The 22,162-nt window shown below is 75.1% G+C and carries 20 protein-coding genes and 1 riboswitch; of the genes, 15 read left to right on the plus strand and 5 right to left on the minus strand.

Features of this window, described 5'->3' with window-relative positions; all coding sequences use genetic code 11:
* Positions 1–63: 63 nt before the first annotated feature.
* Positions 64–504, plus strand: a complete 441-nt coding sequence (locus tag AOK09_RS03920) for a DUF5990 family protein (protein WP_063795825.1) — start codon at positions 64–66, stop codon at positions 502–504.
* On the opposite strand, the gene AOK09_RS03925 is transcribed toward AOK09_RS03920, so the two are convergent.
* Positions 461–1,918 (minus strand): dihydrolipoyl dehydrogenase family protein, encoded by a 1,458-nt coding sequence (locus AOK09_RS03925; protein ID WP_055585689.1) that lies wholly within the window; start codon positions 1,916–1,918, stop codon positions 461–463. The two genes, AOK09_RS03920 and AOK09_RS03925, sit on opposite strands and share 44 nt — an antisense overlap.
* Before the next feature lie 180 nt (positions 1,919–2,098).
* Between AOK09_RS03925 and AOK09_RS03930 the strand changes: the two genes are divergently transcribed.
* Complete coding sequence (locus tag AOK09_RS03930; RefSeq protein ID WP_079062715.1) at positions 2,099–3,259, plus strand: sialidase family protein; 1,161 nt, start codon at positions 2,099–2,101, stop codon at positions 3,257–3,259.
* 7 nt (positions 3,260–3,266) lie between these two features.
* On the opposite strand, the gene AOK09_RS03935 is transcribed toward AOK09_RS03930, so the two are convergent.
* The gene (locus AOK09_RS03935; protein ID WP_055585690.1) at positions 3,267–3,803 is read right to left on the minus strand and encodes a DoxX family protein; all 537 of its coding nucleotides are present in this window, start codon (positions 3,801–3,803) and stop codon (positions 3,267–3,269) included.
* A 147-nt stretch (positions 3,804–3,950) separates the two neighbouring features.
* On the opposite strand from AOK09_RS03935, the gene AOK09_RS03940 reads away from it, so the two are divergent.
* The 3 genes from AOK09_RS03940 (at position 3,951) to AOK09_RS03950 (ending at position 7,448) form a co-directional block, all read left to right on the plus strand.
* Positions 3,951–5,483, plus strand: coding sequence for an acyl-CoA synthetase (locus tag AOK09_RS03940; protein ID WP_055585691.1), 1,533 nt, complete (start codon positions 3,951–3,953; stop codon positions 5,481–5,483).
* 134 nt (positions 5,484–5,617) lie between these two features.
* Positions 5,618–5,887, plus strand: a complete 270-nt coding sequence (locus AOK09_RS03945) for a hypothetical protein (protein WP_055585692.1) — start codon at positions 5,618–5,620, stop codon at positions 5,885–5,887.
* Between the two features lie 187 nt (positions 5,888–6,074).
* Positions 6,075–7,448 (plus strand): cryptochrome/photolyase family protein, encoded by a 1,374-nt coding sequence (locus AOK09_RS03950; protein ID WP_055585693.1) that lies wholly within the window; start codon positions 6,075–6,077, stop codon positions 7,446–7,448.
* Positions 7,449–7,493: 45 nt separating this feature from the next.
* On the opposite strand, the gene nicT is transcribed toward AOK09_RS03950, so the two are convergent.
* Positions 7,494–8,573 carry a Nickel transporter NicT gene (nicT, locus tag AOK09_RS03955; RefSeq protein ID WP_055585706.1) on the minus strand — a complete coding sequence of 360 codons (1,080 nt, stop codon included), beginning with the start codon at positions 8,571–8,573 and terminating at the stop codon, positions 7,494–7,496.
* 31 nt (positions 8,574–8,604) lie between these two features.
* Positions 8,605–8,820: riboswitch (cobalamin riboswitch) on the minus strand.
* Positions 8,821–8,909: 89 nt separating this feature from the next.
* Between nicT and AOK09_RS03960 the strand changes: the two genes are divergently transcribed.
* Both AOK09_RS03960 and AOK09_RS03965 read left to right on the plus strand, forming a co-directional pair.
* Positions 8,910–9,305, plus strand: a complete 396-nt coding sequence (locus AOK09_RS03960; RefSeq protein WP_055585694.1) for an ArsR/SmtB family transcription factor — start codon at positions 8,910–8,912, stop codon at positions 9,303–9,305.
* Between the two features lie 70 nt (positions 9,306–9,375).
* Positions 9,376–10,002 (plus strand): precorrin-8X methylmutase, encoded by a 627-nt coding sequence (locus tag AOK09_RS03965; protein WP_055585695.1) that lies wholly within the window; start codon positions 9,376–9,378, stop codon positions 10,000–10,002.
* Between the two features lie 156 nt (positions 10,003–10,158).
* On the opposite strand, the gene AOK09_RS03970 is transcribed toward AOK09_RS03965, so the two are convergent.
* Positions 10,159–10,911 carry a cobalt-precorrin-6A reductase gene (locus AOK09_RS03970; RefSeq protein ID WP_055585696.1) on the minus strand — a complete coding sequence of 251 codons (753 nt, stop codon included), beginning with the start codon at positions 10,909–10,911 and terminating at the stop codon, positions 10,159–10,161.
* An 11-nt stretch (positions 10,912–10,922) separates the two neighbouring features.
* On the opposite strand from AOK09_RS03970, the gene AOK09_RS03975 reads away from it, so the two are divergent.
* Positions 10,923–12,107, plus strand: a complete 1,185-nt coding sequence (locus AOK09_RS03975; protein ID WP_055585697.1) for a cobalt-precorrin-5B (C(1))-methyltransferase — start codon at positions 10,923–10,925, stop codon at positions 12,105–12,107.
* 85 nt (positions 12,108–12,192) lie between these two features.
* Here the strand turns inward: AOK09_RS03975 and AOK09_RS03980 are convergent, their stop codons facing one another.
* Positions 12,193–13,338, minus strand: a complete 1,146-nt coding sequence (locus AOK09_RS03980) for a hypothetical protein (RefSeq protein WP_055585698.1) — start codon at positions 13,336–13,338, stop codon at positions 12,193–12,195.
* 199 nt (positions 13,339–13,537) lie between these two features.
* Between AOK09_RS03980 and AOK09_RS03985 the strand changes: the two genes are divergently transcribed.
* The 7 genes from AOK09_RS03985 (at position 13,538) to AOK09_RS04015 (ending at position 22,087) form a co-directional block, all read left to right on the plus strand.
* Positions 13,538–14,719, plus strand: a complete 1,182-nt coding sequence (locus AOK09_RS03985) for an LCP family protein (protein WP_079062716.1) — start codon at positions 13,538–13,540, stop codon at positions 14,717–14,719.
* A gap of 54 nt (positions 14,720–14,773) precedes the next feature.
* The gene (locus tag AOK09_RS03990; protein ID WP_055585699.1) at positions 14,774–15,124 is read left to right on the plus strand and encodes a 5-carboxymethyl-2-hydroxymuconate Delta-isomerase; all 351 of its coding nucleotides are present in this window, start codon (positions 14,774–14,776) and stop codon (positions 15,122–15,124) included.
* Positions 15,125–15,905: 781 nt separating this feature from the next.
* Positions 15,906–17,933 (plus strand): S53 family peptidase, encoded by a 2,028-nt coding sequence (locus AOK09_RS03995; RefSeq protein WP_055585700.1) that lies wholly within the window; start codon positions 15,906–15,908, stop codon positions 17,931–17,933.
* Between the two features lie 386 nt (positions 17,934–18,319).
* A complete protein-coding gene (locus tag AOK09_RS04000; RefSeq protein ID WP_055585701.1) occupies positions 18,320–19,267 on the plus strand; it encodes an ABC transporter ATP-binding protein in 948 nt (315 codons plus the stop codon).
* Complete coding sequence (locus tag AOK09_RS04005) at positions 19,264–20,097, plus strand: ABC transporter permease subunit (RefSeq protein WP_055585702.1); 834 nt, start codon at positions 19,264–19,266, stop codon at positions 20,095–20,097. Before AOK09_RS04000 ends, AOK09_RS04005 begins: the two co-directional genes overlap by 4 nt.
* Before the next feature lie 29 nt (positions 20,098–20,126).
* Positions 20,127–21,425, plus strand: a complete 1,299-nt coding sequence (locus tag AOK09_RS04010) for a sensor histidine kinase (protein WP_055585703.1) — start codon at positions 20,127–20,129, stop codon at positions 21,423–21,425.
* Positions 21,422–22,087 (plus strand): response regulator, encoded by a 666-nt coding sequence (locus AOK09_RS04015; protein WP_055585704.1) that lies wholly within the window; start codon positions 21,422–21,424, stop codon positions 22,085–22,087. The genes AOK09_RS04010 and AOK09_RS04015 overlap by 4 nt, the downstream gene beginning before the upstream one ends.
* The last annotated feature ends 75 nt before the right edge of the window (positions 22,088–22,162 follow it).

Below are 22,162 nucleotides of genomic sequence, written 5' to 3' on the forward strand. Positions count from 1 at the left end.
AGATGTCTATAAAAGACAGCACCAGGAAGGCCCCCCAAGACCTCCCGGACCCTCACCCTCCGCATCATCGGCCGTGACCTGCCCGGCAGGACGAGCGCCGGGCACCGGGACGTCCATGTGGCGCTCCAGGTGGGCCCGGACCCCGTGGGGGCGGTCCCGGGGGACGCCACCGAGGCGGTCTTCACCACGGAGGTGCTGATGGCCGGCGGGGAGCAGCCCGACTTCGGCGGCCCCGCGATGCACGGCCGCCGGGGCGGCCGGTTCCTCCACCTCACCCGGGGCGAGTCGGCCGGGGGCCGGTTCGCCATGTTCCGCCGGGCCAAGCTGCTGCTCGGCGACCTCCGCCCGGAGGCGCCGGCCGCCGCCGGGGACACCGGTGCCGTACTGGAGGCCCGGCTCTCGCTCACCGCGCCGGACGGCACACCGCGGTGCGGCCGCCCGCGGTGGCCTGGCACGTCGCTCAGCCCCGGTAGCTCTCCAGCAGCCGCAGCCAGATCTCGCTGATCGTGGGGAAGGACGGCACGGCGTGCCAGAGCCTGCTCAGCGGCACCTCGCCCGCCACCGCGACGGTCGCGGAGTGCAGCAGTTCCGCGACCCCGGCGCCGACGAAGGTGACCCCCAGCAGCACCTCGCGCTCCTCGTCGACCACCATCCGGGCACGGCCCCGGTAGCCGTCCGCGTACAGGCTCGCTCCGGCGACGTTCCCCAGGTCGTAGTCGACGACCCGCACCCGGTGGCCGGCCTGCTGCGCCTGCTCCGCCGAGAGTCCGACCGCGGCGACCTCAGGGTCGGTGAAGACGACCTGCGGTACGGCCCCGCCGTCGGCCGTCGTCACATGCGCCCCCCAGCGCTGGGTGTCGACGCGGCCGCCGGTGGCCCGGGCGCCGATCACGTCGCCGGTGATCCTCGCCTGGTACTTGCCCTGGTGGGTGAGGAGCGCCCGGTGGTTGACGTCGCCCACCGCGTACAGCCAGCCCCCGTCGACGTCGCGGACGCGGCAGGTGTCGTCCACCTCCAGCCAGGAGCCCGGCTCCAGCCCCACCGTCTCCAGTCCGATGTCCTCGGTGCGCGGTGCGCGGCCGGTGGCGAAGAGCACCTCGTCGGCCTCCAGCCTCCCGCCCCCCGCGCCGTCCAGCGCCAGGGTGACCGGCCCCGCCGCGCCCGGCCGCCGCAGCTCGCGCACCCCCACCCCGGTACGGACGTCGACCCCCGACTCCCGGAGCGACTCGGCGACCAGTTCCCCGGCGAAGGGCTCCAGCCGGGGCAGCAGGCCGGAACCGCGCACCAGCAGGGTGACGGAGGAGCCCAGCGCCTGCCAGGCGGTGGCCATCTCCACGCCGACCACACCCCCGCCGACGACCACCAGCCGCCCCGGCACCGACTCGGAGTCGGTGGCCTCACGGCTGGTCCACGGCCGCGCCTCGGCGACCCCCGGCAGGTCGGGGACGAGGGCGCGGCTGCCCGTGCACACGGCGACGGCATGACGGACCGTCAGCACCAGCCGTCCGTTGTCGGCGGTGTCCACCACGACCCGGCGCGGACCGTCCAGCCGGCCGTGGCCGCGCACCAGCTCCGCGCCGATGCCCTTGAGCCAGGCGACCTGCCCGTCGTCCTTCCAGTGCGAGGTGAACCCGTCGCGCCGGGCCAGTACCGCGGCGGCGTCCAGCCGGCCGATGACCGCCTCCCGGGCGCCCGCGACCCGGCGGGTCTCGGCGAGCGCGGCGGCCGGGCGGAGCATCGCCTTGCTGGGGATGCACGCCCAGTAGGAGCACTCGCCGCCTACCAGTTCACGCTCCACGACCACCACGGTCAGCCCCGCGGCCCGGGCGCGGTCGGCGACGTTCTCACCGACCGGTCCGGCACCGATGACGACCACGTCATAGGTGTCGTTCGCGTGGGCATCACCGGACGTGCCCATGGCGGGCTCCCCTCTGCAGCAACGGCGGGCCGTTCCGAGCCGTCGGCCCGCTGCCATCCTTCCCCAGCCGGAGGGACCCGGCCACCGGATCGGGAGGCCGGGACTCCGCCCGCCCACCCGATCGACTGACCCGGATTGTGCGGTTCCGGCTGCCGGGGCGATCCTGCGGACGTGCGCATCATGATCGGCGCGGCTCTGCTGACCGCCGCCCTCACCGCCGCCGGGTCACCACCCCTCGCCGGGTCACCACTCCGCTCCGCCGCGGCGGCGGGCGCCGGCCCGGTGGCCGCCGGCCGTGCGGCCCCCGGGTGCCTCCACTCCACGCCCTATGTCTCCGGCGAGGGCGGCTACGCGGTGTACCGCATCCCCGCCCTGGTCAGCGCCGGCGGCGTGCTGCTGGCGTTCGCCGAGGGGCGCCGCAACGGGCCCGCAGACCACGGCGACATCGACGTGGTGCTGCGCCGCTCCCTGGACGGCGGCTGCACCTGGGGTCCGCTGCAGGTGGTCGAGGGGAACGGTACGGACACCGCGGGCAATCCGACGCCGGTGGTGGACCCGGTCACCCGTACCGTGCTGCTGCTGACCGAACGCCAGCCCGGCACCCCGGCGGGAGCCCGCGACCGCAGGGTCTTCCTCCAGTCCAGCGCCGACGCGGGCGCGGAGTGGACCGCCCCGGCGGAGATCACCGCTCAGGTGAAGCGGCCCGGCTGGATCTGGTACGCCACCGGTCCCGGCCACGGGATCGCCCTGCGCTCGGGGCGCCTGGTGGTCCCGGCCGACCACTCGGCCGACCGCGGGCGGGTGCACGGGGCACATCTGCTGCTCAGCGACGACCACGGCCGGACCTGGCGGATCGGCGCGGTGGACGACCACGCCGACGGCGTGGTCAACCCCGACGAGACCACCGCCGCGCAGCTGCCCGACGGAAGCCTCCACCTCAACACCCGCGACCAGTACGGCCGCGACCCCGCCACCCGGGCGTTCACCTACAGCACCGACGGCGGCGAGTCCTTCACGGCGCCGTTCCGTCCGCTGCCGGGGCTGGTGGCGCCGGTGGTGGAGGGCGCGCTGCTCCAGACGCGGGGGCCGTCCTGCCGGCCACTGCTCTTCTCCTCGCCCCAGGACCCGTCCGCGCGAAGGCTGCTGACGGTACGTCACAGCGAGGACGGCGGCCGCCACTGGGCACCGGGCGCCGTGGTCACCGAGGACCCCGCGGGCTACTCGGACCTGGCCGAGGTGGCGCCCGCGGTGGTCGGGGTGCTGTACGAGACGGGCACCCGGGGACCCTACGAGCGCATCGACTTCCGGCTGCTGCGCGTCGGCTGCCCGCCGCCCCGCTGAGTCGGGGTCACCCGGCGATCCGCCCCTGCAACCGGCCCGCCGCCATCGCCGGGCCGCGGGTGGCCCGCGCCGTACGGGCGGCCACCGCGACGTCGTGGCGGGCCGAGTGCACGGCATGGCGGCCCCGCCAGGCCAGCGAGGGCCGGCCTGCGGTGTCCGCGGCGGCCAGCAGCAGACCGCCCATCATGGAGACGTTCTTCAGCAGATGGATCAGCTGCTGCTCCCGCTCCGCCGGGTCCTCGGCCTCCCAGAAGCGGTGCCCCGCCCAGGTGACCGGCACCAGCGTGGCCGCCAGCGCCAGCGCGGCCGGCCTGGGCCTGCGGCCGAGCGCCAGCAGCACCCCGGCTGTCAGCTGCACCGCACCGTTGAGCCGCACCGCCTGCTCGGTGCTCTCCGGCACGACGCCGGGGAACCGCTCGGCGAGCGGCTTGACGACCTTGTCGGCCATGGGCGCCAGCCGTGCGGGGCGGCGCACGGCGTCGAGCCCGCCGACGACGAACATCGAGGCGAGCATGGGGCGGGCGATCATTCTCAGCACTGGCATGCGGATCGGCTGCCCTGGGCCGCGGCTTCCATTCCGGCAGCCACCCGGACGGCGGCCACGCGGCCGGTGCGGGGGCTTGACCGGCCCGGGTCCGCGGTCCACGCTGCATCGCAGCCGGCGGCCGGCCGGCGGGGATCGGGAGGCATCGTGGTCGCAGTACGCAGCAGCACCGTCGACGGGGTCCTGCGGCGCACCGCCGGGCGGGTGCCGGACCGGACGGCGATCCGCTACGCCGACCGGACCTGGACCTACCGGGAGCTGGACGAGGCGGTGTCCGCCGCCGCCGCCGCGCTGCTGGACCTCGGCCTGCGGCGCGGCGACCGGGTGGCCGCCTACGGCCACAACTCCGACGCCTATCTGATCGGCTTCCTCGGCTGTGCCCGCGCGGGACTGGTCCATGTGCCGGTCAACCACGGCCTCACCGGCGAGGACCTGCGGTATCTGCTGGAGCAGTCCGGCAGCCGGGCGGTGCTCACCGACCCGGCACTGCGCGGCCGGCTGGCGGAGGCCCTCGGCCCGGACCTCCCCGGCCTGCTGGTGCTGCCGCTGCGCGACACCGGGGACTCCCTGCTGTCGGCGGTGCTCGCGGCGCCGCCGGGCACCGCCGCGCTGCCCGGCACCGGCTCCGAGAGCGAGGACCTGGTGCAGCTGCTGTACACCTCCGGCACCACCGCGCTGCCCAAGGGCGCGATGATGACCCACCGCGCGCTGGTGCACGAGTACGTCAGCGCCGTGGTCGCCCTGGACCTGCGGGAGTCCGACCGCCCGCTGCACTCGCTGCCGCTCTACCACTCGGCCCAGCTGCACGTCTTTCTGCTGCCGTATCTGGCGGTGGGTGCGGAGAACACCGTCCTGGACGCCCCCGACCCGGTCCGGGTGCTGGATCTGGTGGAGTCCGGGCAGGTCGACAGCGTCTTCGCGCCGCCCACCGTGTGGATCGGGCTGGCGGGCCACCCGTCGTTCGCCGGGCGGGACCTGTCGGCGCTGCGCAAGGCCTACTACGGCGCCTCGATCATGCCGGTCCCGGTGCTGGAGCGGCTGCGGGCGCGGCTGCCGGGGCTGGCGTTCTGGAACTGCTTCGGACAGAGCGAGATCGGCCCGCTGGCGACCGTGCTGGGCCCCGACGAACACGAGGGCCGGATGGACTCCTGCGGCCGCCCCGTGCTCTTCGTGGAGGCCAGGGTGGTGGACGAGCAGGGCCGGGACGTACCCGACGGCACCCCCGGCGAGGTGGTCTACCGCTCCCCGCAGCTCTGCGAGGGCTACTGGGACAAGCCCGAGGAGACCGCGGAGGCGTTCCGGGACGGCTGGTTCCACTCCGGCGACCTGGCCGTGCGGGACGCCGACGGCTATCTCACCGTGGTCGACCGCGTGAAGGACGTCATCAACTCGGGCGGAGTGCTGGTGGCCTCCCGGCAGGTGGAGGACGTGCTGTACGAGCACCCGGCGGTGGCCGAGGTGGCGGTGGTGGGCCTGCCGGACGAGCGCTGGATCGAGGCCGTCACCGCGGTGGTGGTGGCGCGCGGCGAGGTGACCGAGCAGCAGCTGCTGGACCACGCCCGCGAGCGGCTCGCCCACTTCAAGGCCCCCAAGCGGGTGCTGCTGGTGGACGGGCTGCCGCGGAACGCCAGCGGCAAGATCCTGAAGCGGGTGCTGCGGGACCGGCTGACCGGCGGCTGAGCCGCCGCGGTTCCCGCCGCCCGGGCCGGGTCCGGCGGGAGCCGGGGTTCCCTACGCGGTTCTTACGACGACCGGGGGATGCTCACCACGACCCCGACGGGGGCGGACTCCACCCCTCACGAACGGAGACCGCGATGACCTTCGTCCCATATGTCGAAGCCCTGGCGTTCTGGGGACGCGCCGTACAGAACGGCAAGGTACCTCGTGCCTACGCCGTCGGCGTCCTGCTGACGCACCCGCTGATCACCGAGCACTCCCCCGGCACCCCGCAGCAGAAGGCCGACCTGGTCACTGCCGACCTGGACGCCTGGGAGGACCGCGTGGTGGAGATGCTCTGGGATCCGCAGTCGGACATCGCAGCGGGCCTGCGCCGCTGCGAGCGGCTGCGGGCCGAGCCCGAGTGACATCGCGGGCCGAGCCCCGCTGACACCGCTGTGCGCGGTGTGCGGCGGCTCGCCCCCGCCCGCGCGGTGCGGCCGCCGGGCGGGCCCGCCCCCGGTACCGCTCGTCGGTACCGCCCCGGCGGCACCGTTCGCGGCCGCCCCGGCGTGGCACCGCCGCCCCGTGGCCGCACCGCGCCACGGTGGCGGTATGCCCTCGGCCATCGCCCTCTTCACCTCCGACCTCCGCGTCCACGACCAGCCGGTGCTGCGCGCCGCCGTGGACGGGGCCGACGCGGTGGTGCCGCTGTTCGTTCTGGACGACGGCGTGCTGGGCTCCGGATTCTGCGCCCCCAACCGTGCCGCCTTCCTCGCCGACTGCCTGGAGGACCTCGACGCCTCGCTGCGCACCCGCGGCGGCCGGCTGGTGGTGCGGCGCGGCGACCCGGCCGCCACCGTGGCACGGCTCGCCGAGGAGACGGGCGCCGCCGCGGTCCACCTCGCCGCCGGGGTGAGCGGCCATGCGCAGCGCCGCGAGGACCGGCTGCGCGGGGCGCTGGGCGGTCGGCTGCACATCCATGACGCGGTGGTCACCGCGGTCGCCCCCGGCGCGGTCACCCCGGTGGGCAGGGACCACTTCGCGGTCTTCACCCCCTATCTGCGGCGCTGGGAGGGGCAGCCGAGGCGGGAGCCCGCGCCGGCGCCGCGGCGGGTGCCCGTACCCGCCGGGGTGCGCGGCGAGCCACTGGCCGGGGTGCGTGCCCAGCTGATGTCGGCGGCCGGGGGCGATCCGTCGCCGGCACTGCCGCGCGGTGGGGAGGCGGAGGGGCGCCGCCGGCTGCGGGACTGGCTGGAGGGCCCGCTGGAGGCGTACGAGGAGCGCCATGACGACCTGGCGGGCGACGCCACCTCCCGGCTCAGCCCCTATCTGCACTTCGGCTGCCTCTCCCCCACCGAGCTGGTGCGGGTGGCCGAGGCGGCCGCGGGGCCGGGCGCGGCGGCCTTCGCCCGGCAGCTGGCCTGGCGGGACTTCCACCACCAGGTGCTGGCCGCGCGCCCCGCGGCGGCCCACCGGGACTACCGGCCGCACGGCGACCGCTGGGTGGCCGACGAGGAGGAGTTCGCCGCCTGGCGCGAGGGCCGCACCGGGTACCCGGTGGTGGACGCCGGGATGCGTCAGCTGGCGCACGAGGGCTGGATGCACAACCGGGCCCGGCTGCTGACCGCGAGCTTCCTGGTGAAGACCCTGTACGCGGACTGGCGGGCGGGCGCGGCGCACTTCCTGCGGCTGCTGGTCGACGGCGACCTGGCGAACAACCAGCTCAACTGGCAGTGGGTGGCCGGCACCGGCACCGACACCCGGCCCAACCGGGTGCTCAATCCGCTGGTCCAGGCCCGGCGGTTCGACCCGCGGGGGGACTACGTCCGCCGCTGGGTGCCGGAGCTGGCCTCCGTGGCGGGCCCGGCCGTGCACCGGCCGTGGCTGCTGGACCCGGGGCTGCGGGCGGAGCTCGACTATCCCGAGCCGGTCGTCGACCTCACCGACGCCGCGCGGCGCTTCCGCAGCGGCCGCGGCCTCTCCTGAGCCCTGCCCCGGCGCGGGGCGGCGGAGAGGCTGCGGCTGCGGCTGTCAGTCCTCGGCGGCCGGGCGCAGGCTCCAGCGCTGCTCCACCCTGGCCAGCCGCCAGTAGGCGAGGGCCGCGGCCCAGACGACGACGAAGAGCCCCACGACCACGAAGCCCACGTTGTCCAGGTCCAGGCCCGCGACCCAGCCGGTGACGGAGTCCCTGAGGCCGAGCCGGTCGTGGAGCACGGTGACCAGCTCGACGGTGCCGATGAGGAAGGCCACCGCGATGGAGAGGCCGGTGACGGTGAGGTTGTAGTAGACCTTGCGCACCGGGTTGGAGAACGCCCACTGGTAGGCCACGTTCATGAAGGTGCCGTCCAGGGTGTCGAAGAGCGACATCCCCGCCGCGAAGAGCAGCGGCAGACAGAGGACGGCGTACCAGGGCAGCCCCGCCGCTGCACCGGAGCCGGCCATCACCATCAGGGTGACCTCGGTGGCGGTGTCGAAGCCCAGGCCGAAGAGCAGGCCCACCGGGAACATCTGCCAGGACCGGGTGACCGAGCGGGTGAAGCGGCCCAGGATGCGGTTCATGAAGCCGCGCGAGTCCAGGTGCGCCTCCAGCTCGGCCTCGTCGTAGCGTCCGTCCCGCATCGCCCTGAAGACGCGCAGGATGCCCACCAGGGCCACCAGGTTGAGCGCCGCGATCAGGTAGAGGAAGGATCCGGAGACGGTGGTGCCGAGCAGCGACAGCACCCGGTGGGTGCGGGAGGTGTCGCTCATCAGCGCGCCGGCCAGCTGGGCGCCGCCGGCCACCAGGGCGGCCATCACCACCACCATGCTGGAGTGGCCGAGGGCGAACCAGAAGCCGACCGAGACCGGCCGCCGGCCGTCCGCCATCAGCTTGCGGGTGGTGTTGTCGATGGCGGCGATGTGGTCGGCGTCGAAGGCGTGCCGCATGCCCAGGGTGTAGGCGGTGAGACCGAGGCCCACCCCGAAGACCTGGGTGCCCACCGCATAGCGGTGGGGCGCGACCAGCAGCAGCAGAATGCCGAAGGCCAGCGCGTGGAGGACGGCGACGGCGGTGAGCAGGGCAGCCGTGCGCAGGGTGTCCTCCCTGCGCCATCGGAAAGTGGGCAGGGTCATCCGGTGATCACGCTCCAGCACCTCGTGGATCGACTCGTGAGATGCCGTGGCCGGTCTCCTGGCTGACGGGTGTTCACGCGCCCGGCCCTGCCTTCCCGGCCGCAGGCTGCGGCCAGTGGCCCCGCCGTCGTGGTGACGGCGGGACGGGACGGGAGCTCCCCGATCACAGTGGCGAGGGCCGCTCCGGCCTGGGACCTTTGAGGGTCCGTCACCGGTCTTCCCGAACACCACGGCCCGACCACCCTAGGGGCGCCGGCGACCCCCTGCAAGGCTGCGCGGTTGCGCAGGTGTATGTGGTGGTCGGGATCACACCGGGGTGGCTGGAAGGATGACGCCATGCATCTCGTACCCGAGGGACGCGCGGGACAGCGCACCATCGACGACCACCGAGTGTGCGAGGCCATCGAGGCGATCGGCGACCCCGACCTCGTACGCACCTGGGCCGACCGGTTCGCCCTCCTCGCCGACCCCGGCCGCCTCGCCCTGCTGCTCGCCCTCCGCCGGGCCGGGCCCGTCGCCGTCTCCGACCTGGCCGTCGCCACCGGCATGCGCGACCCCGCCGTCTCCCAGGCGCTGCGGCTGCTGCGCACCGCCGGGGTGGTGGCGGGCGAGAAGGACGGACGGATCGTGCGCTATCGGCTGCTCTCCCCGGAGATCGGACGGCTTCTGGAGGACTGCGCCACCCAGCGGCCGTCCGCCGCCCGGCCCCCGTCCTCCCCAGTGCACCCCTGACCGAGCGGCGGTGGGTGCTCGATAGGCTCCCGGCCATGCCCCGACACCCAGCGCAGGCCCGGAGGTCGCCGTGACCGCGTACGAGAAGGACGGCGCGGAGATCTACCGGCAGTCGTTCGCCACCATCCGCGCCGAGGCGGACCTCGGCGGGCTGCCGCCCGAGGTGTCGCAGGTCGCCGTACGGATGATCCACGCCTGCGGGATGGTGGACCTGGTACGCGACCTGGCCTTCAGCCCCGAGTCGGTGGCCCGGGGGCGGGCCGCACTGCGGGCGGGGGCGCCGGTGCTCTGCGATGTGTCCATGGTCGCCGCCGGGATCACCCGCCGCCGTCTGCCCGCCGGGAACGACGTGGTGTGCACCCTCGGCGACCCCGCCGTCGCAGGACTGGCCGAACGGCTCGGCACCACCCGCAGCGCCGCCGCGGTGGAACTGTGGGGCGACCGGCTGGACGGCGCCGTGGTGGCGGTGGGCAACGCCCCCACCGCGCTCTTCCGGCTCCTGGAGCTGGTGGAGGCCGGCGGCCCCCGGCCGGCGCTGGTGGTCGGGGTACCGGTCGGCTTCGTCGGCGCCGCCGAGTCCAAACTGGCGCTGGCCGGGCACCCCTCGGGGCTGGACCACCTGGTGGTGCACGGGCGACGGGGCGGCAGTGCGATGGCCGCCGCCGCGGTCAATGCGATCGCCGACGAGACGGAGTGACCCGGCGCCGGCGGGCACGGGGCACGGCCGCCGCTCCACCCGGCACACCCACGACGGTACGGCGCCGCCGGACCTGAACGCCTCCGCTGAGCCTGGTTCAGCCCACCGTCCGTGCGGGGGCCTCGCTGCGCCCTGCCCGTGCCCGTGCCGCCGCGGTCAGCCGCGCCCCGGCGGGGGGAGCCGGCGCAGCCAGTCCGCGGCGGCGGCGGGGTCGGCGGCGACCGGGACCCCGGCGGGCAGTGGCGGACGGCGTACCAGCAGCACCGGCAGGCCCAGCTCACGGGCGGCGGTGAGCTTGGCGGCGGTGGCGGCGCCGCCGCTGTCCTTGGACACCACCACGTCGATGCGGTGCTCGCGCAGCAGCGCCCGCTCCCCCGCCACCGTGAACGGCCCCCGGTCCAGCAGCACCCTGGTGCGGGGCGGCAGCGGCGGCTCCGGCGGCTCGATCGACCGGGCGAGGAACCAGAGGCCGGTCAGCCCGGCGAAGACCGAGATCTCCTGCCGCCCGATGGTCAGGAAGACCCGCTGCCCGAGGGCGGGCAGCAGGGCGGCGGCGTGGCCGAGGGAGTCGGCCCGGTGCCAGCGGTCCCCCGGTACGGCGGCCCACCCGGGGCGCCGCAGGGCCAGCAGGGGAAGATGGAGCGCGGCGGCCGCCTCGGCCGCATGGACGGAGATGGACCGGGCGAAGGGGTGGGTGGCGTCGATGACCGCGTCCACGGGGTGTGCACGCAGCCAGTCGGCCAGTCCGGCGGCCCCGCCGAACCCGCCGACGCGCAACCGTCCCGCGGGCAGCCGGGGCTGCGCCACCCGCCCGGCCAGCGAGACGGTCACCTCCACGGCGGGGTCGCCGGCGAGGACGGCCGCCAGCCGGCGGGCCTCCTGCGTCCCGCCCAGGATCAGCACCCGCACCGGCGGCCTCCATGGCTGAGGAGCGGCCGACCGGAGAGCGGCAGGCCGGAGAGCGGGAGCAGCAGGACCGGGAGCAGCAGGCCGGGGGCGGCAGGGCCGCCCAGTTGCGGCGCACCGGGCTGCGTCCCGGCTGGACCACGGGCGCCTGTGCGACCGCGGCCACCACCGCCGCCTACACCGCACTGCTCACCGGCGCCTTCCCCGACCCGGTGACCATCACCCTGCCGCGCGGCGAACGTCCGTCCTTCGCCCTGGCCGTAGAGGAACTGACGATCGGTCAGGCGATGGCGGGGGTGGTCAAGGACGCGGGTGACGACCCCGATGTCACCCACGGCGCCCTGGTGCGGGCGACCGTACGGGCCGGGGCCCCCGGCTCGGGCGTGGTCTTCCGGGCCGGCCCCGGCGTGGGGACGGTGACCAAGCCGGGGCTGCCGGTGCCGGTCGGCGAACCGGCCGTCAACCCGGTGCCGCGGCAGCTGATGCGGGCCGCGGTGGCCGAGGTGGCCGCCCTGCACGGCGGCAGCGGCGACGTGGAACTGGAACTCTCCGTCGACGGCGGCGAGGAGATCGCCCGCTCCACCTGGAACCCGCGGCTGGGCATCCTCGGCGGCCTCTCCGTCCTGGGGACCACCGGTGTGGTGGTGCCCTACTCCTGTTCGGCCTGGATCGAGTCCATCCGGCGGGGTGTCGACGTGGCCCGGGCGGCGGGCCGCACCCATGTCGCCGGATGCACCGGTTCCACTTCGGAGCGGGTGGCCGTCGCCGAGTACGGACTCCCCGAGGACGCCCTGCTGGACATGGGGGACTTCGCCGGTGCGGTCCTGAAGTACCTGCGCCGCCACCCCGTGCCCCGGCTGACCGTGGCGGGCGGATTCGCCAAGCTCTCCAAGCTCGCCGCCGGCCATCTCGACCTGCACTCCGGCCGCTCCCAGGTCGACCGGGCCCTGCTCGCCGAACTGGCCCGCCACGGCGGCGCCGACGGCGCACTCGCGGCGGCCGTCGCCGGCGCCAACACCGCCCTGGAGGCGGCCCGGCTGTGCGGGGAGGCCGGGGTGCCGCTCGGCGACCTGGTCGCGCGGCGTGCCCGCGAGCAGGCCCTGCAGGTGCTGCGCGGCGCACCGGTCGCCGTCGACGTGCTCTGCATCGACCGCGCCGGTACGGTGATCGGCCGCGCCGCCCCGGCCGGCCACCGCTGACCGCAGCGGGGCACGCCGGACGGCCGCCGGGGTGCGCGGCCGGGTGGCGGCGTTCACGGCGCGATGCCCGCGCCGGCGGGGGACGCTATCGCCCCACCCTGCTCCAGGGGCCGAACGCCAGGCCCTCCTCCCCGGTCTTCTGCCGGGAGATCGAGAGGCTTCCGTCGGCACCGAGCGAGGCCAGCGTGAGGCGGCCCTGGGCGTCGTGGCACAGCCCTGGCGTCCCGGTGCCGGGCGGGCCGGTCGGGGTCCACCACACCCCGCCGTCCTCGGCCAGGGTGGGATAGGCCGCGACCTCGGTACGACCGTCGGCGCCCCGCTGGAGCAGCACGGTGCAGTCATGGCCGTCGATCACGGCCCGGGCGGCGGCGACCGGTCCGGTGCCGCCCTCGCCCCCGACCGACACCGGGTCGGCGGGCTCGCCCGCCGTCTCCGGGGGACGCCAGGCGTGCACGGCCGCGCCGTCGGCGGCGCGCCAGAACCAGGTGGTGGAGCCGGGGCCGGTCTCCAGTGCCGAGTAGCTGCGGGCGGCGGCCTTGGCCTCGGGCTGCAGCTTCAGCCGCTCGAAGGGCTTCCCGGCGGCGGAGCGCCGCCAGTGCACCGCGCCGCCGCGGTAGGGGGCGAGCAGCTCGGCGCTGCCGTCCTCCCCGGCGCGTGCCGCCACAGGGTCCCGCACCCAGGCGCCCTGCATGCCCTTCCAGGCGCCCCAGCGGCCCTGCTCGTCGCGGATCCGCATCCACAGGCCCTTGCCCAAGTGCTGGACGAAGAGCAGCAGTTCCCCGTCGGGGCCGACGCTCAGCCGGGGCTCGGCCTGGGCCTCGTCCAGCTGGTCGACGGCCTCCGGCAGGTCGAGCGGACGCCAGTCGCTCAGGGTGCGGCCGGTCTGGTAGCGGGTGGACACCAGGACGGCGTGGCGGGAGCGTGCGTCAGGGGCCGGGCGCAGCACGGCCAGATGCACATAGCCGAGCCCCGGTTCCTGGGCGAGGGTCGGGGCCAGCGCACCCGCGGGGAGCGGTACCGGGTCGGGGCCGAGCCACTGTGCGGAGCCCGGTGCCTCCTCCGTCCAGCACAGCAGCGCCCCGTCGCCGGAGGCATAGGCGCTGAGCCGTCCGTCCCGGCCGAGGGTGAGCCACTGCGGTGCCAGGGGGGACCGGGCGACGGGCCCGGCGGCGGCTCGGGACGTACCCGTGGGCGAAGTCCCCGCCGAGGTGCGCCTCTCGTCTCTGGCCACGTCCGCTCTCCCTCCCTTGCTCCCGGATCGGCCAGACCTTAGCACCGCGTCCGGGGCTGGCCTCCTGCCGCCACGGCGGCTCCCTCTATAGTTCCCGGAGGCCAGGGGGGTGGAATCCGGGGCGCCGGGAACCACCCGCGCCTTCCGCACTCCCGCGCGACCCACGTCCACAAGCACCGCGAGGAGTGTCGAGACCGCCATGACACAGACCGACCATGAGCTGGCCGACCAGGAGCCGTCGGGGCAGAACGGCCCGGCGTCGGGCGCCGTGCCGGCACAGGGCCCGGCGGCGCAGGCCGGGAAGGGCTCCGGTACGGAGCAGCCCGGCCCGCAGGGCCGCCGGCGCCGCCGCCGATGGCTGAAGATCACCGGTCTGGTGGTGGGCGTGCTGGTGCTGGGCACGGCCGGGGCGGGTTACGCGGCGTACCACCACCTCAACTCCAACCTGGACCACAGCGTGGACCTGGACCGGCAGCTCGGCCCGGACCGGCCGAAGAAGCTGCCGTCCGCCGCCGGGGCCAAGGACATCCTGGTGCTGGGCTCCGACTCGCGTGCGGGCGGCAACCAGGACCTGGGCGGCGGCGCGGTCAGCGGCGCCCGCTCGGACACCGCGATGGTGGTGCACATACCCGCCGGCCACAAGCAGGCCACGGTGGTGAGCATCCCCCGGGACACCCTGGTCAGCCGGCCCTCCTGCACGACGCGGGACGGCCGCACCCTTCCGGCCGCGAACCGGGTGATGTTCAACTCGGTCTACAGCCTCGCCGGTCCGGCGTGTGTGGTGAAGACGGTCGAGAAGATGTCCGGCGTGCGCCTGGACCACTATGTCGAGATCGACTTCGTGGGGTTCAAGGACCTGGTGGACGCCCTGGGCGGGGTCACCGTCCACACCTCCGTCCAGATCGACGACAAGCACAGCGGACTCCATCTCGCCCCGGGCACCCACCGGCTGGACGGCACCCAGGCGCTGGCCTTCGTCCGCACCCGGCACGGTGTCGGCGACGGCAGCGACCTGGGACGCATAGGCCTGCAGCAGCAGTTCATGACCGCGCTGCTGAGCGAGGTGAAGAAGCAGAACGTGCTGGGCAGCCCGGTGAAGCTTTACAAGATGGCGGACTCCGCGACCAAGCTGCTCACCACCGACTCCGAACTGGGCTCGCTCACCGCGCTCAGCAAGTTCGGCCGCAGCGTCCAGGGGGTGGACCCCGACCACATGGAGACCATCATGCTGCCGGTCTCCTACGACAAGGTCGACCCCAACCGGGTGGTCGCCGCCGAGCCGCAGGCCGGTCTGCTGTGGAAGGCGATCCGTGAGGACAAGCCGGTCCCGGCCGCGGCCAAGCACTCCCCGGCCGTCGGCGGCGGCGGCACCGGCCGGTGACCGCTGCCCGTACGGCAGGATGACGGCGACACCGCACCCCACCGGGAGGCCTTGATGCCGCAGATCACCGTTGACTACTCGGACCGGCTGGCAGACGTACTGGACCGCCGGGCCTTCGCCCTGGAGCTTCACCCGCTGACGGCCGGGATCGTCAACACCCGGGTCGAGCGCTGCAAGACGCGCTTCCGCCGGGTCGAGACGGTGGTCGCCGACGGCGCCCCCGAGCATGCCGTGGTGCATGTGGAGGTGGCTCTGAAGCGGGGCCGCACCGCGGAGACCCTGAAGGAGCTGGTCCAGGCCGTGCTGGAGCTGGTGGACAAGCACACCGCGGCGGCCGACGGGACGGTGGTCCACGCCTCGGTGGAGGTGCGGGACCTGACGGAGGCGTACGCCTCGAGCCGCTGAGGCGGGACCCCGGGCCACGGGCCGCGGCGGCTTCACCGGCCGCCGCGGCCCGCCCGCGCCGGGGGCGCTCGTGGGGGTCGGCCCGCCGTACGCCGCAGCCGTACGGGCGCCGGGGCAGGGCGGCCGCGGTGGACCGCTCCCCCGGGTCGGCGGGCTGTCACCACGCCGCCGGGAGAGCTGTGGTGGCCTCGGGGCGCCCCGGCCGGCGCCGCGATCACCGACAAAGTTGCTCACGCGCACCATCGGCGACATTCAGGGCAACACGCCCAACTCCGCCCGGACTGCACCGCAGTGCGGATGGCGGGATCCCGCATGGCGGACCTCTGCCAGCGAAAAGCCTCGCAAGGCTTCCCCCGGATCCCAAGAATGTGCACCAGCCAGTACCCCCCGCGCACCCCCGGAGGACATCACTTGCCGTCCCCACCGCCACGCCGTCGTGGGCCGACCACCCTCGCCGTGGCACCGGTCTCCCCGGCGACGACCCTGCCGGGTGCTTTCGCCGCCGGGCAGGGCGGGGCGTGAACACCGCCGATCCGCGGGGCCCCGCCCCCGGCGAGGGCGGCAGCGACGCCGCCCCGGACGGCAGGGGGAAAGGCGCCGCCCCGGGTGCGCGCCCGTCGGTACGGCCGGTCCCCGCGACCTCGGCCTCGGGGTGCTCCCCGTCCCGGGCGTGAACCCGGCCCGCGACCCGACCGCCTCCCACGGAGGCCCCATTGAACACAGACCCTCAAGTCGGCAGTATGTGCCGCCTGCTGATTCACCCTCGTCCCGGGAGTCCCTCATGACTCATGCACCGAACGCCCGCAGCCGCCGCAGCCGGATAGCCGGCGCCACGGTGGCATCCCTCGCCCTGGCCGTGGGAACGCTGGCCGCCGCGATGCCCTCGGAGGCCGCAGCCAAGCCCGCAGCCCGCACCCTGGCCCACACCCACCCCGCGTGGGCCAAGGCCTCGGCCGACCGCGGCTCGCTCCCCGCCTCCACCGAGCTGACCGCCCGGGTGTACCTGGCCGGCCAGGACCCGGCCGGTCTGGCCGCCTACGCACAGGCGGTCTCCACCGAGGGCAGCGCTCAGTACGGGAAGTTCCTCACCCCGGCGCAGGTTCAGCAGCGGTTCGGCGCCACCGCGCAGCAGGTCTCGGCCGTGCGCAACTGGCTCACCGGAGCCGGACTGACCGTCACCGCCACCACCGCCCACTACATCGAGGTCAGGGGCAGCGCCTCGGCGCACGCCAAGGCGTTCGGCACCGGCATCCACCAGTACAGCGTCGGGGGCGCACTCCGGCACGCCCCCACCGCCGACGCGGTGGTTCCGGCCCAGGTCTCCTCCGCCGTCCTCGGCGTCACCGGGCTCAGCACGGTCACCCCCAAGGTCAAGCCGAACTCCGTGCGGGTGCGCACCTCCGCGAGCGGTGCGGGCAGCAGGTCCGGCGGCGGCATCAACACCGACGCGACCTGCTCCGACTACTGGGGCCAGAAGAAGGTCGACGGCGGCCCGGTCGGCTACACCAAGAAGACCACCTACGACGAGTGCTCCTTCGCCCCGTCGCAGCTGCGCAAGGCCTACGGCATCACCGCCTCCGGCCTCACCGGCAAGGGCGCCACCGTCGCCGTCGTGGACGCCTACGCCTCCTCCACCATGCTGGCGGACGCCAACCAGTTCGCCACCGCCCACGGGGACAAGGCCTTCCGGCCCGGCCAGTACACCGAGATCGTCAACCAGGCCAACTGGAACAGCGAGGACCTCTGCGGCGGCGCCGACGGCTGGGCCGGCGAGGAGGCGCTGGACGTCGAGATGGTGCACGGGCTCGCCCCGGACGCCAACGTGGTCTACGTCGGCGCCGACTCCTGCAACGACCAGGACCTGCTGAGCTCGCTCGCCACCATCGTGGACAAGCACCTCGCCGACGTGGTCTCCAACTCCTGGGGCGAGATCATGCACTCGACCACGGGTGACATCGACCCGGGCCTGATCGCCGCCTACGAGCAGGTGTTCCAGCAGGGCGCGATCGAGGGCATCGGCTTCAACTTCTCGGCCGGCGACTGCGGCGACTCCTCGCCCGCCGCCGCGGCCACCGGCGTCAACTGCGACCCCAGCACCACCAGGGCGCAGGCCAACTGGCCCGACTCCTCCTCGTGGGTCACCTCGGTCGGCGGCACCGCGCTGGGCACCGCCGACAAGAACGGCTCCTACGGCTTCGAGACCGACATGGGGACGCTGCGCTCCACGCTGTCGGCCGACGGCACCAGCTGGTCCCCGCTCCCGGGCCACTTCTACTTCGGCGGCGGCGGCGGCACCAGCGAGGACTTCGCCCAGCCGTGGTACCAGAAGGGCACGGTGCCCAGGTCGCTCTCCGGCACCCTGATGACGGGCGCCAAGGCCTCCTCGGCCCGCCGGGTCACCCCGGACGTCTCGATGAACGGCGACCTGTACACCTCGGTGCTGGTCGGCATGTCCGACGGCGCCCCGTACAGCGAGGGCGGCTACGGCGGCACCAGCGTCTCGGCCCCGGAGTTCTCCGCCGTCCAGGCCGACGCCATCCAGGCCCGGCACGGCCGGCCCATCGGCTTCGCCAACCCGGCGCTCTACTCGCGCTCCGGCACCCGGGCCTTCAATGACGTCATCGACCAGGCCGCCGCACACGACAAGGCCCCGCTGAACGCCGTCGCCGACTTCGGCGTCATCGACGGTGCGCTGCGGGTCCGCCTGATCGGCTTCGGTCAGGACACCAGCCTCAACGCCGTCAAGGGCTACGACAGCGCCACCGGAGTCGGCTCGCCGACCCGGTACTACCTGGACTCCTTCAAGTAGGCAGCGCAGCGACACCGCACGGCACAAGCAGCACGGGCCCGGGGAGGGAACGCTCCCCCGGGCCCGTGCCCATGTCCGCCCCCGGACGGCCGGGCGTCCCGCAGGCGCGGGGTCCCTGTCGGGGACCCGCCCGGAGGTGCGGCCGGCCGCGCCACCCGGCCGGAGCAGCCCGCCGCCCCCGCGCCCACCCGCCGTCACCGGCCGGGACGCCGCCTCGGCCGGGCCGCCCGCCGCGGTGCGGCGCGGCAGGTCATCCCTGAGATGTACCCCGGCTGCATCGCAGGGCGCGGTGGGCCGCCGGGCGAATCAGCCCGGCGGCGCTCGCGGCACCCTGCGGGGGTCCCTAGCGTGGAAGGCGCAACCAGCTCCGGCCACGAGGAACCCCCATGATCGAAGCCGTCGGCCTCACCAAGCGATACGGCCCCAAGACCGCCGTCGCGGATCTCAGCTTCAGCGTGCGCCCCGGCGTGGTGACCGGGTTCCTCGGTCCCAACGGCGCCGGCAAGTCCACCACCATGCGCATGCTGCTCGGCCTGGACGCCCCCACCGCGGGCCATGCCACCGTCAACGGCCGCCGGTACGCCGAGCACCGCGCCCCGCTGCACGAGGTGGGCGCCATGCTGGAGGCCCGCGCCGTGCACACCGGCCGCAGCGCCTTCAACCACCTGCTGGCGCTGGCCGCCACCCATGGCATCCCGCGCCGCCGGGTGGAGGAGGTGATCGAGGCGGTCGGGCTGCGGGAGGTGGCCCGCAGGCGCGCCGGGGGCTTCTCCCTGGGCATGGGTCAGCGGCTCGGCATCGCCTCGGCGCTGCTCGGCGACCCGGCCACCCTGATCCTCGACGAACCGGTCAACGGGCTCGACCCCGAGGGCATCCTGTGGATCCGCAACCTGCTGAAGTCGCTGGCCGCCGAGGGCCGCACCGTCCTGGTCTCCTCGCATCTGATGAGCGAGATGGCCCTCACCGCCGAGCATCTGATCGTGATCGGACGCGGACGGCTGATCGCCGACACCTCGGTCGCCGAGTTCACCCGCCGGGCGTCGAGCGGCGGCGCCGTACGGGTCCGCACCCCCGACTCGGTGCGGCTCGGGGAACTGCTGCGCACCCTGCCCGGGGTGACCGTCACCCCCGACGACGACGTCCAGGTGCTGCTGGTCGAGGGCGCCGACAGCGAGCAGGTCGGGCGGCTGGCCGCCGAGCACGCGCTGGTGCTCTTCGAGCTGGTCCCGCGGCAGGCGTCGCTGGAGGAGGCGTTCATGGAGATCACCAGGGACGCCGTGGAGTACGAGGCCGTCACGGCGGCCCCCGCCCTGATCGAGGAGCCCACCGTATGAGCGCCGCCACCGCCCCCGCCCGCACCGCAGGACCGGCCGGGCCCACCGAGGGCCGGGTCACCCTGCCCCGGGTGGTGCACTCCGAGTGGATCAAGTTCCGTACGCTGCGCTCCAGTTGGCTGACGCTGCTGGCCGCGGCCGTGCTCACGGTGGCGCTGGGCACCCTGTTCTGCTGGGCGACGGTCAGCCACTGGGACCGGCTGCCCGCCGGGGAGCGGGCCCACTTCACGCCGGTGGAGCACAGCCTGCGCGGCTACCTGCCGGCGCAGCTCGCCGTCGGCGTGCTGGGCGTGCTGGTGATCAGCGGTGAGTACTCCACCGGCATGATCCGCGCCTCGCTGTCGGCCGTGCCCAGGCGGCTGCCGGTGCTCTGGGCCAAGGCCGCCGTCTTCGGCGCCGTCACCTGGGTGGTCACGACGGCCTCGGCGGTGACCGCCTTCCTGGTCGGCCAGTCGGTGCTGTCGGCGAAGCACGTGGACACCACGTTCTCCGCCCCGGGGGTCACCCGGGCGGTCCTCGGCGCGGGCCTCTACCTCACGGTGGTGGGGCTGCTGGCGGTGGGTCTGGGCTCGCTGATCCGCAGCACCGCGGGCGGTATCGCCACCGTCTTCGGCCTGCTGCTGGTGGTCCCCGGCCTGGCGGAGGCGCTCCCCAGCAACTGGCACGACGCCATCGCGCCCTATCTGCCCAGCAACGCGGGCCAGGCGCTGACGGTGGTGCAGCAGGGCCCCGGCGACCTCGCCCCCTGGACCGGCTTCGCGGTGCTGTGCGGCTACGCCGCGGCGGCTCTGGCCGGCGCCGCCGTCGCCCTGAAGCGACGGGACGCTTGACCGCCGGGCCCGCGTACGAGAATGGTCCGGTGGATGTCACAGCCTGCCGGGCCGTCCCGGCCACCCCCGGGCGGACCCCCGCCGCCCGGGGGTTCACTCTGCTGCTCACCCGCTGGGCCGCGGCGGCGGGGCGGCTGCGGCTGCGGGTGCTCGACGAGCGCTACCCGACCGCGGTGGACTTCGCCTGCGCCCTGGCCCTGCTGGCGCTCACCGCCGCGCCCCAGCACAGGTTGCTGGCCGCGCACCCCTGGCTGACGCTGTTCCACCTGGGGCTGGTGCTGCCGCTGGGCCTGCGCCGCCGGGCGCCGTACGCGGTCTTCGGGGTGATGGCCGCCGTCGCCTTCGTCCAGTGGCTCACCACCAGCGGCATGCCCGCGGACATGGCGGTGCTGTTCGCCCTCTACACCGTCGCCGCGCACTGCCCGCGCCGCCGCACCCTGACCGCCTTCGCGGTGGCCGAGCTGGGGGTGGTGCTGCTGATGCTGCGGTGGGGGCCGCCCCCTCCGTACGGGAACACGCTGGCGTTCGCCGCCAGGCTCTTCCTGCTGCTCTCCGGCACCACCCTGGCCGCCCTGGTGCTGGGGCTGAACGTCCGGGCCCGCCGGGCCCAGCTGGCGGCCCTGCACCAGCGCGCCCGCGAGCTGGAACTGCAGCGCGACCAGCGGGCCGCGCTGGCGGTGGCCGAGGAGCGCTCCCGGATCGCCCGCGAAATGCACGACATCGTCACCCACAACCTGTCGGTGATGGTCGCCCTCGCCGACGGGGCCGTCTACGCCAACCCGCACGCCCCGCAGCGGGCGACGGCCGCGATGCGGCAGTCCGCCGAGACCGGCCGGCAGGCGCTCACCGACATGCGGCGCTTCCTCGGGGTGCTGCGCGCCGACGAGCCGGACGCCCTGCGGCATCCGCAGCCGGGACTGGGTCAGCTGCCCGCCCTGGTCGCCCAGGTGGAGGCGGCCGGGCTGCCGACCGGGCTGGCCGTGACGGGAAGCCCGGCGGCCGTCCCGCCGTCGGCGCAGCTCACCGTCTACCGGCTGGTCCAGGAGTCGCTGACCAACACGCTCAAGCACGCCGCCCCGGGGGCGCGGGCACAGGTGCGGGTGGACTGCTCGGCCGGCGCCGTGGAGCTCTCCGTCGAGGACGACGGACGCCCGCTGCGGGCCGCCGACGGACACTCCGGCCAGGGGGTGGCCGGGATGCGGGAACGCGCCGCCGCGTACGGGGGCGAGCTGCACGCCGGGCCGCTGCCGGGGGGCGGCTGGCGGGTGGCCGTCACTCTGGACCTGGGTCCCCGGCCCGCCGACCCCGAGGAGCTGACCTCCGGATGACCCTCCGTGTCCTGCTGGTCGACGATCAGCCTCTGCTGCGTGTCGCCTTCACCCTGATCATCGACTCCCAGCCGGACCTCGAGGTGGCGGGCGAGGCCGAGGACGGCGCCCAGGCCGTCCGGCTCGCCGCCGAGCAGCAGGCGGACGTGGTGCTGATGGACGTCCGGATGCCCGGTATGGACGGCATCGAGGCCACCCAGCAGATCGTGGAGAACTGTCCCGACACCAAGGTGATCATCCTGACCACCTTCGACCTCGACGAGTACGCCTTCGCCGGGCTGCGCGCCGGGGCCTCCGGCTTTCTGCTGAAGAACGCCCAGCCGGACGAACTCCTCGGCGCCATCCGGCTGGTGGCGGCAGGTGACGCGGTGGTGGCACCGCGGGTCACCCGGCGGCTGCTGGACACCTTCGCCGCCCAGCTCCCCGCGGACGGCGGCAGGCCCCGCGCCGACCAGGCGGTGCAGGCCCTGACCGCCCGTGAGCGCAGCGTTCTGCTGCAGGTGGCCCGGGGGCTGTCCAACGCGGAGATCGCCGCCGAGCTGTGCCTGGCGGAGGCCACGGTGAAGACCCATGTCAGCCGGGTGCTGCTCAAGCTCGGCCTGCGCGACCGGGTGCAGGCGGTGGTGTTCGCGTACGAGAACCGCCTGGTGCTGCCCACCTGAGGCCCGGCCCCGCGCCGCTGCCGCCGGTCCGTTCCCCTCGGACGGGCCGGCGGCGGACGGGCCGGCGGCGGACGG

The organism is Peterkaempfera griseoplana (assembly GCF_001418575.1).
In the GTDB taxonomy this organism is placed as follows: domain Bacteria; phylum Actinomycetota; class Actinomycetes; order Streptomycetales; family Streptomycetaceae; genus Peterkaempfera; species Peterkaempfera griseoplana.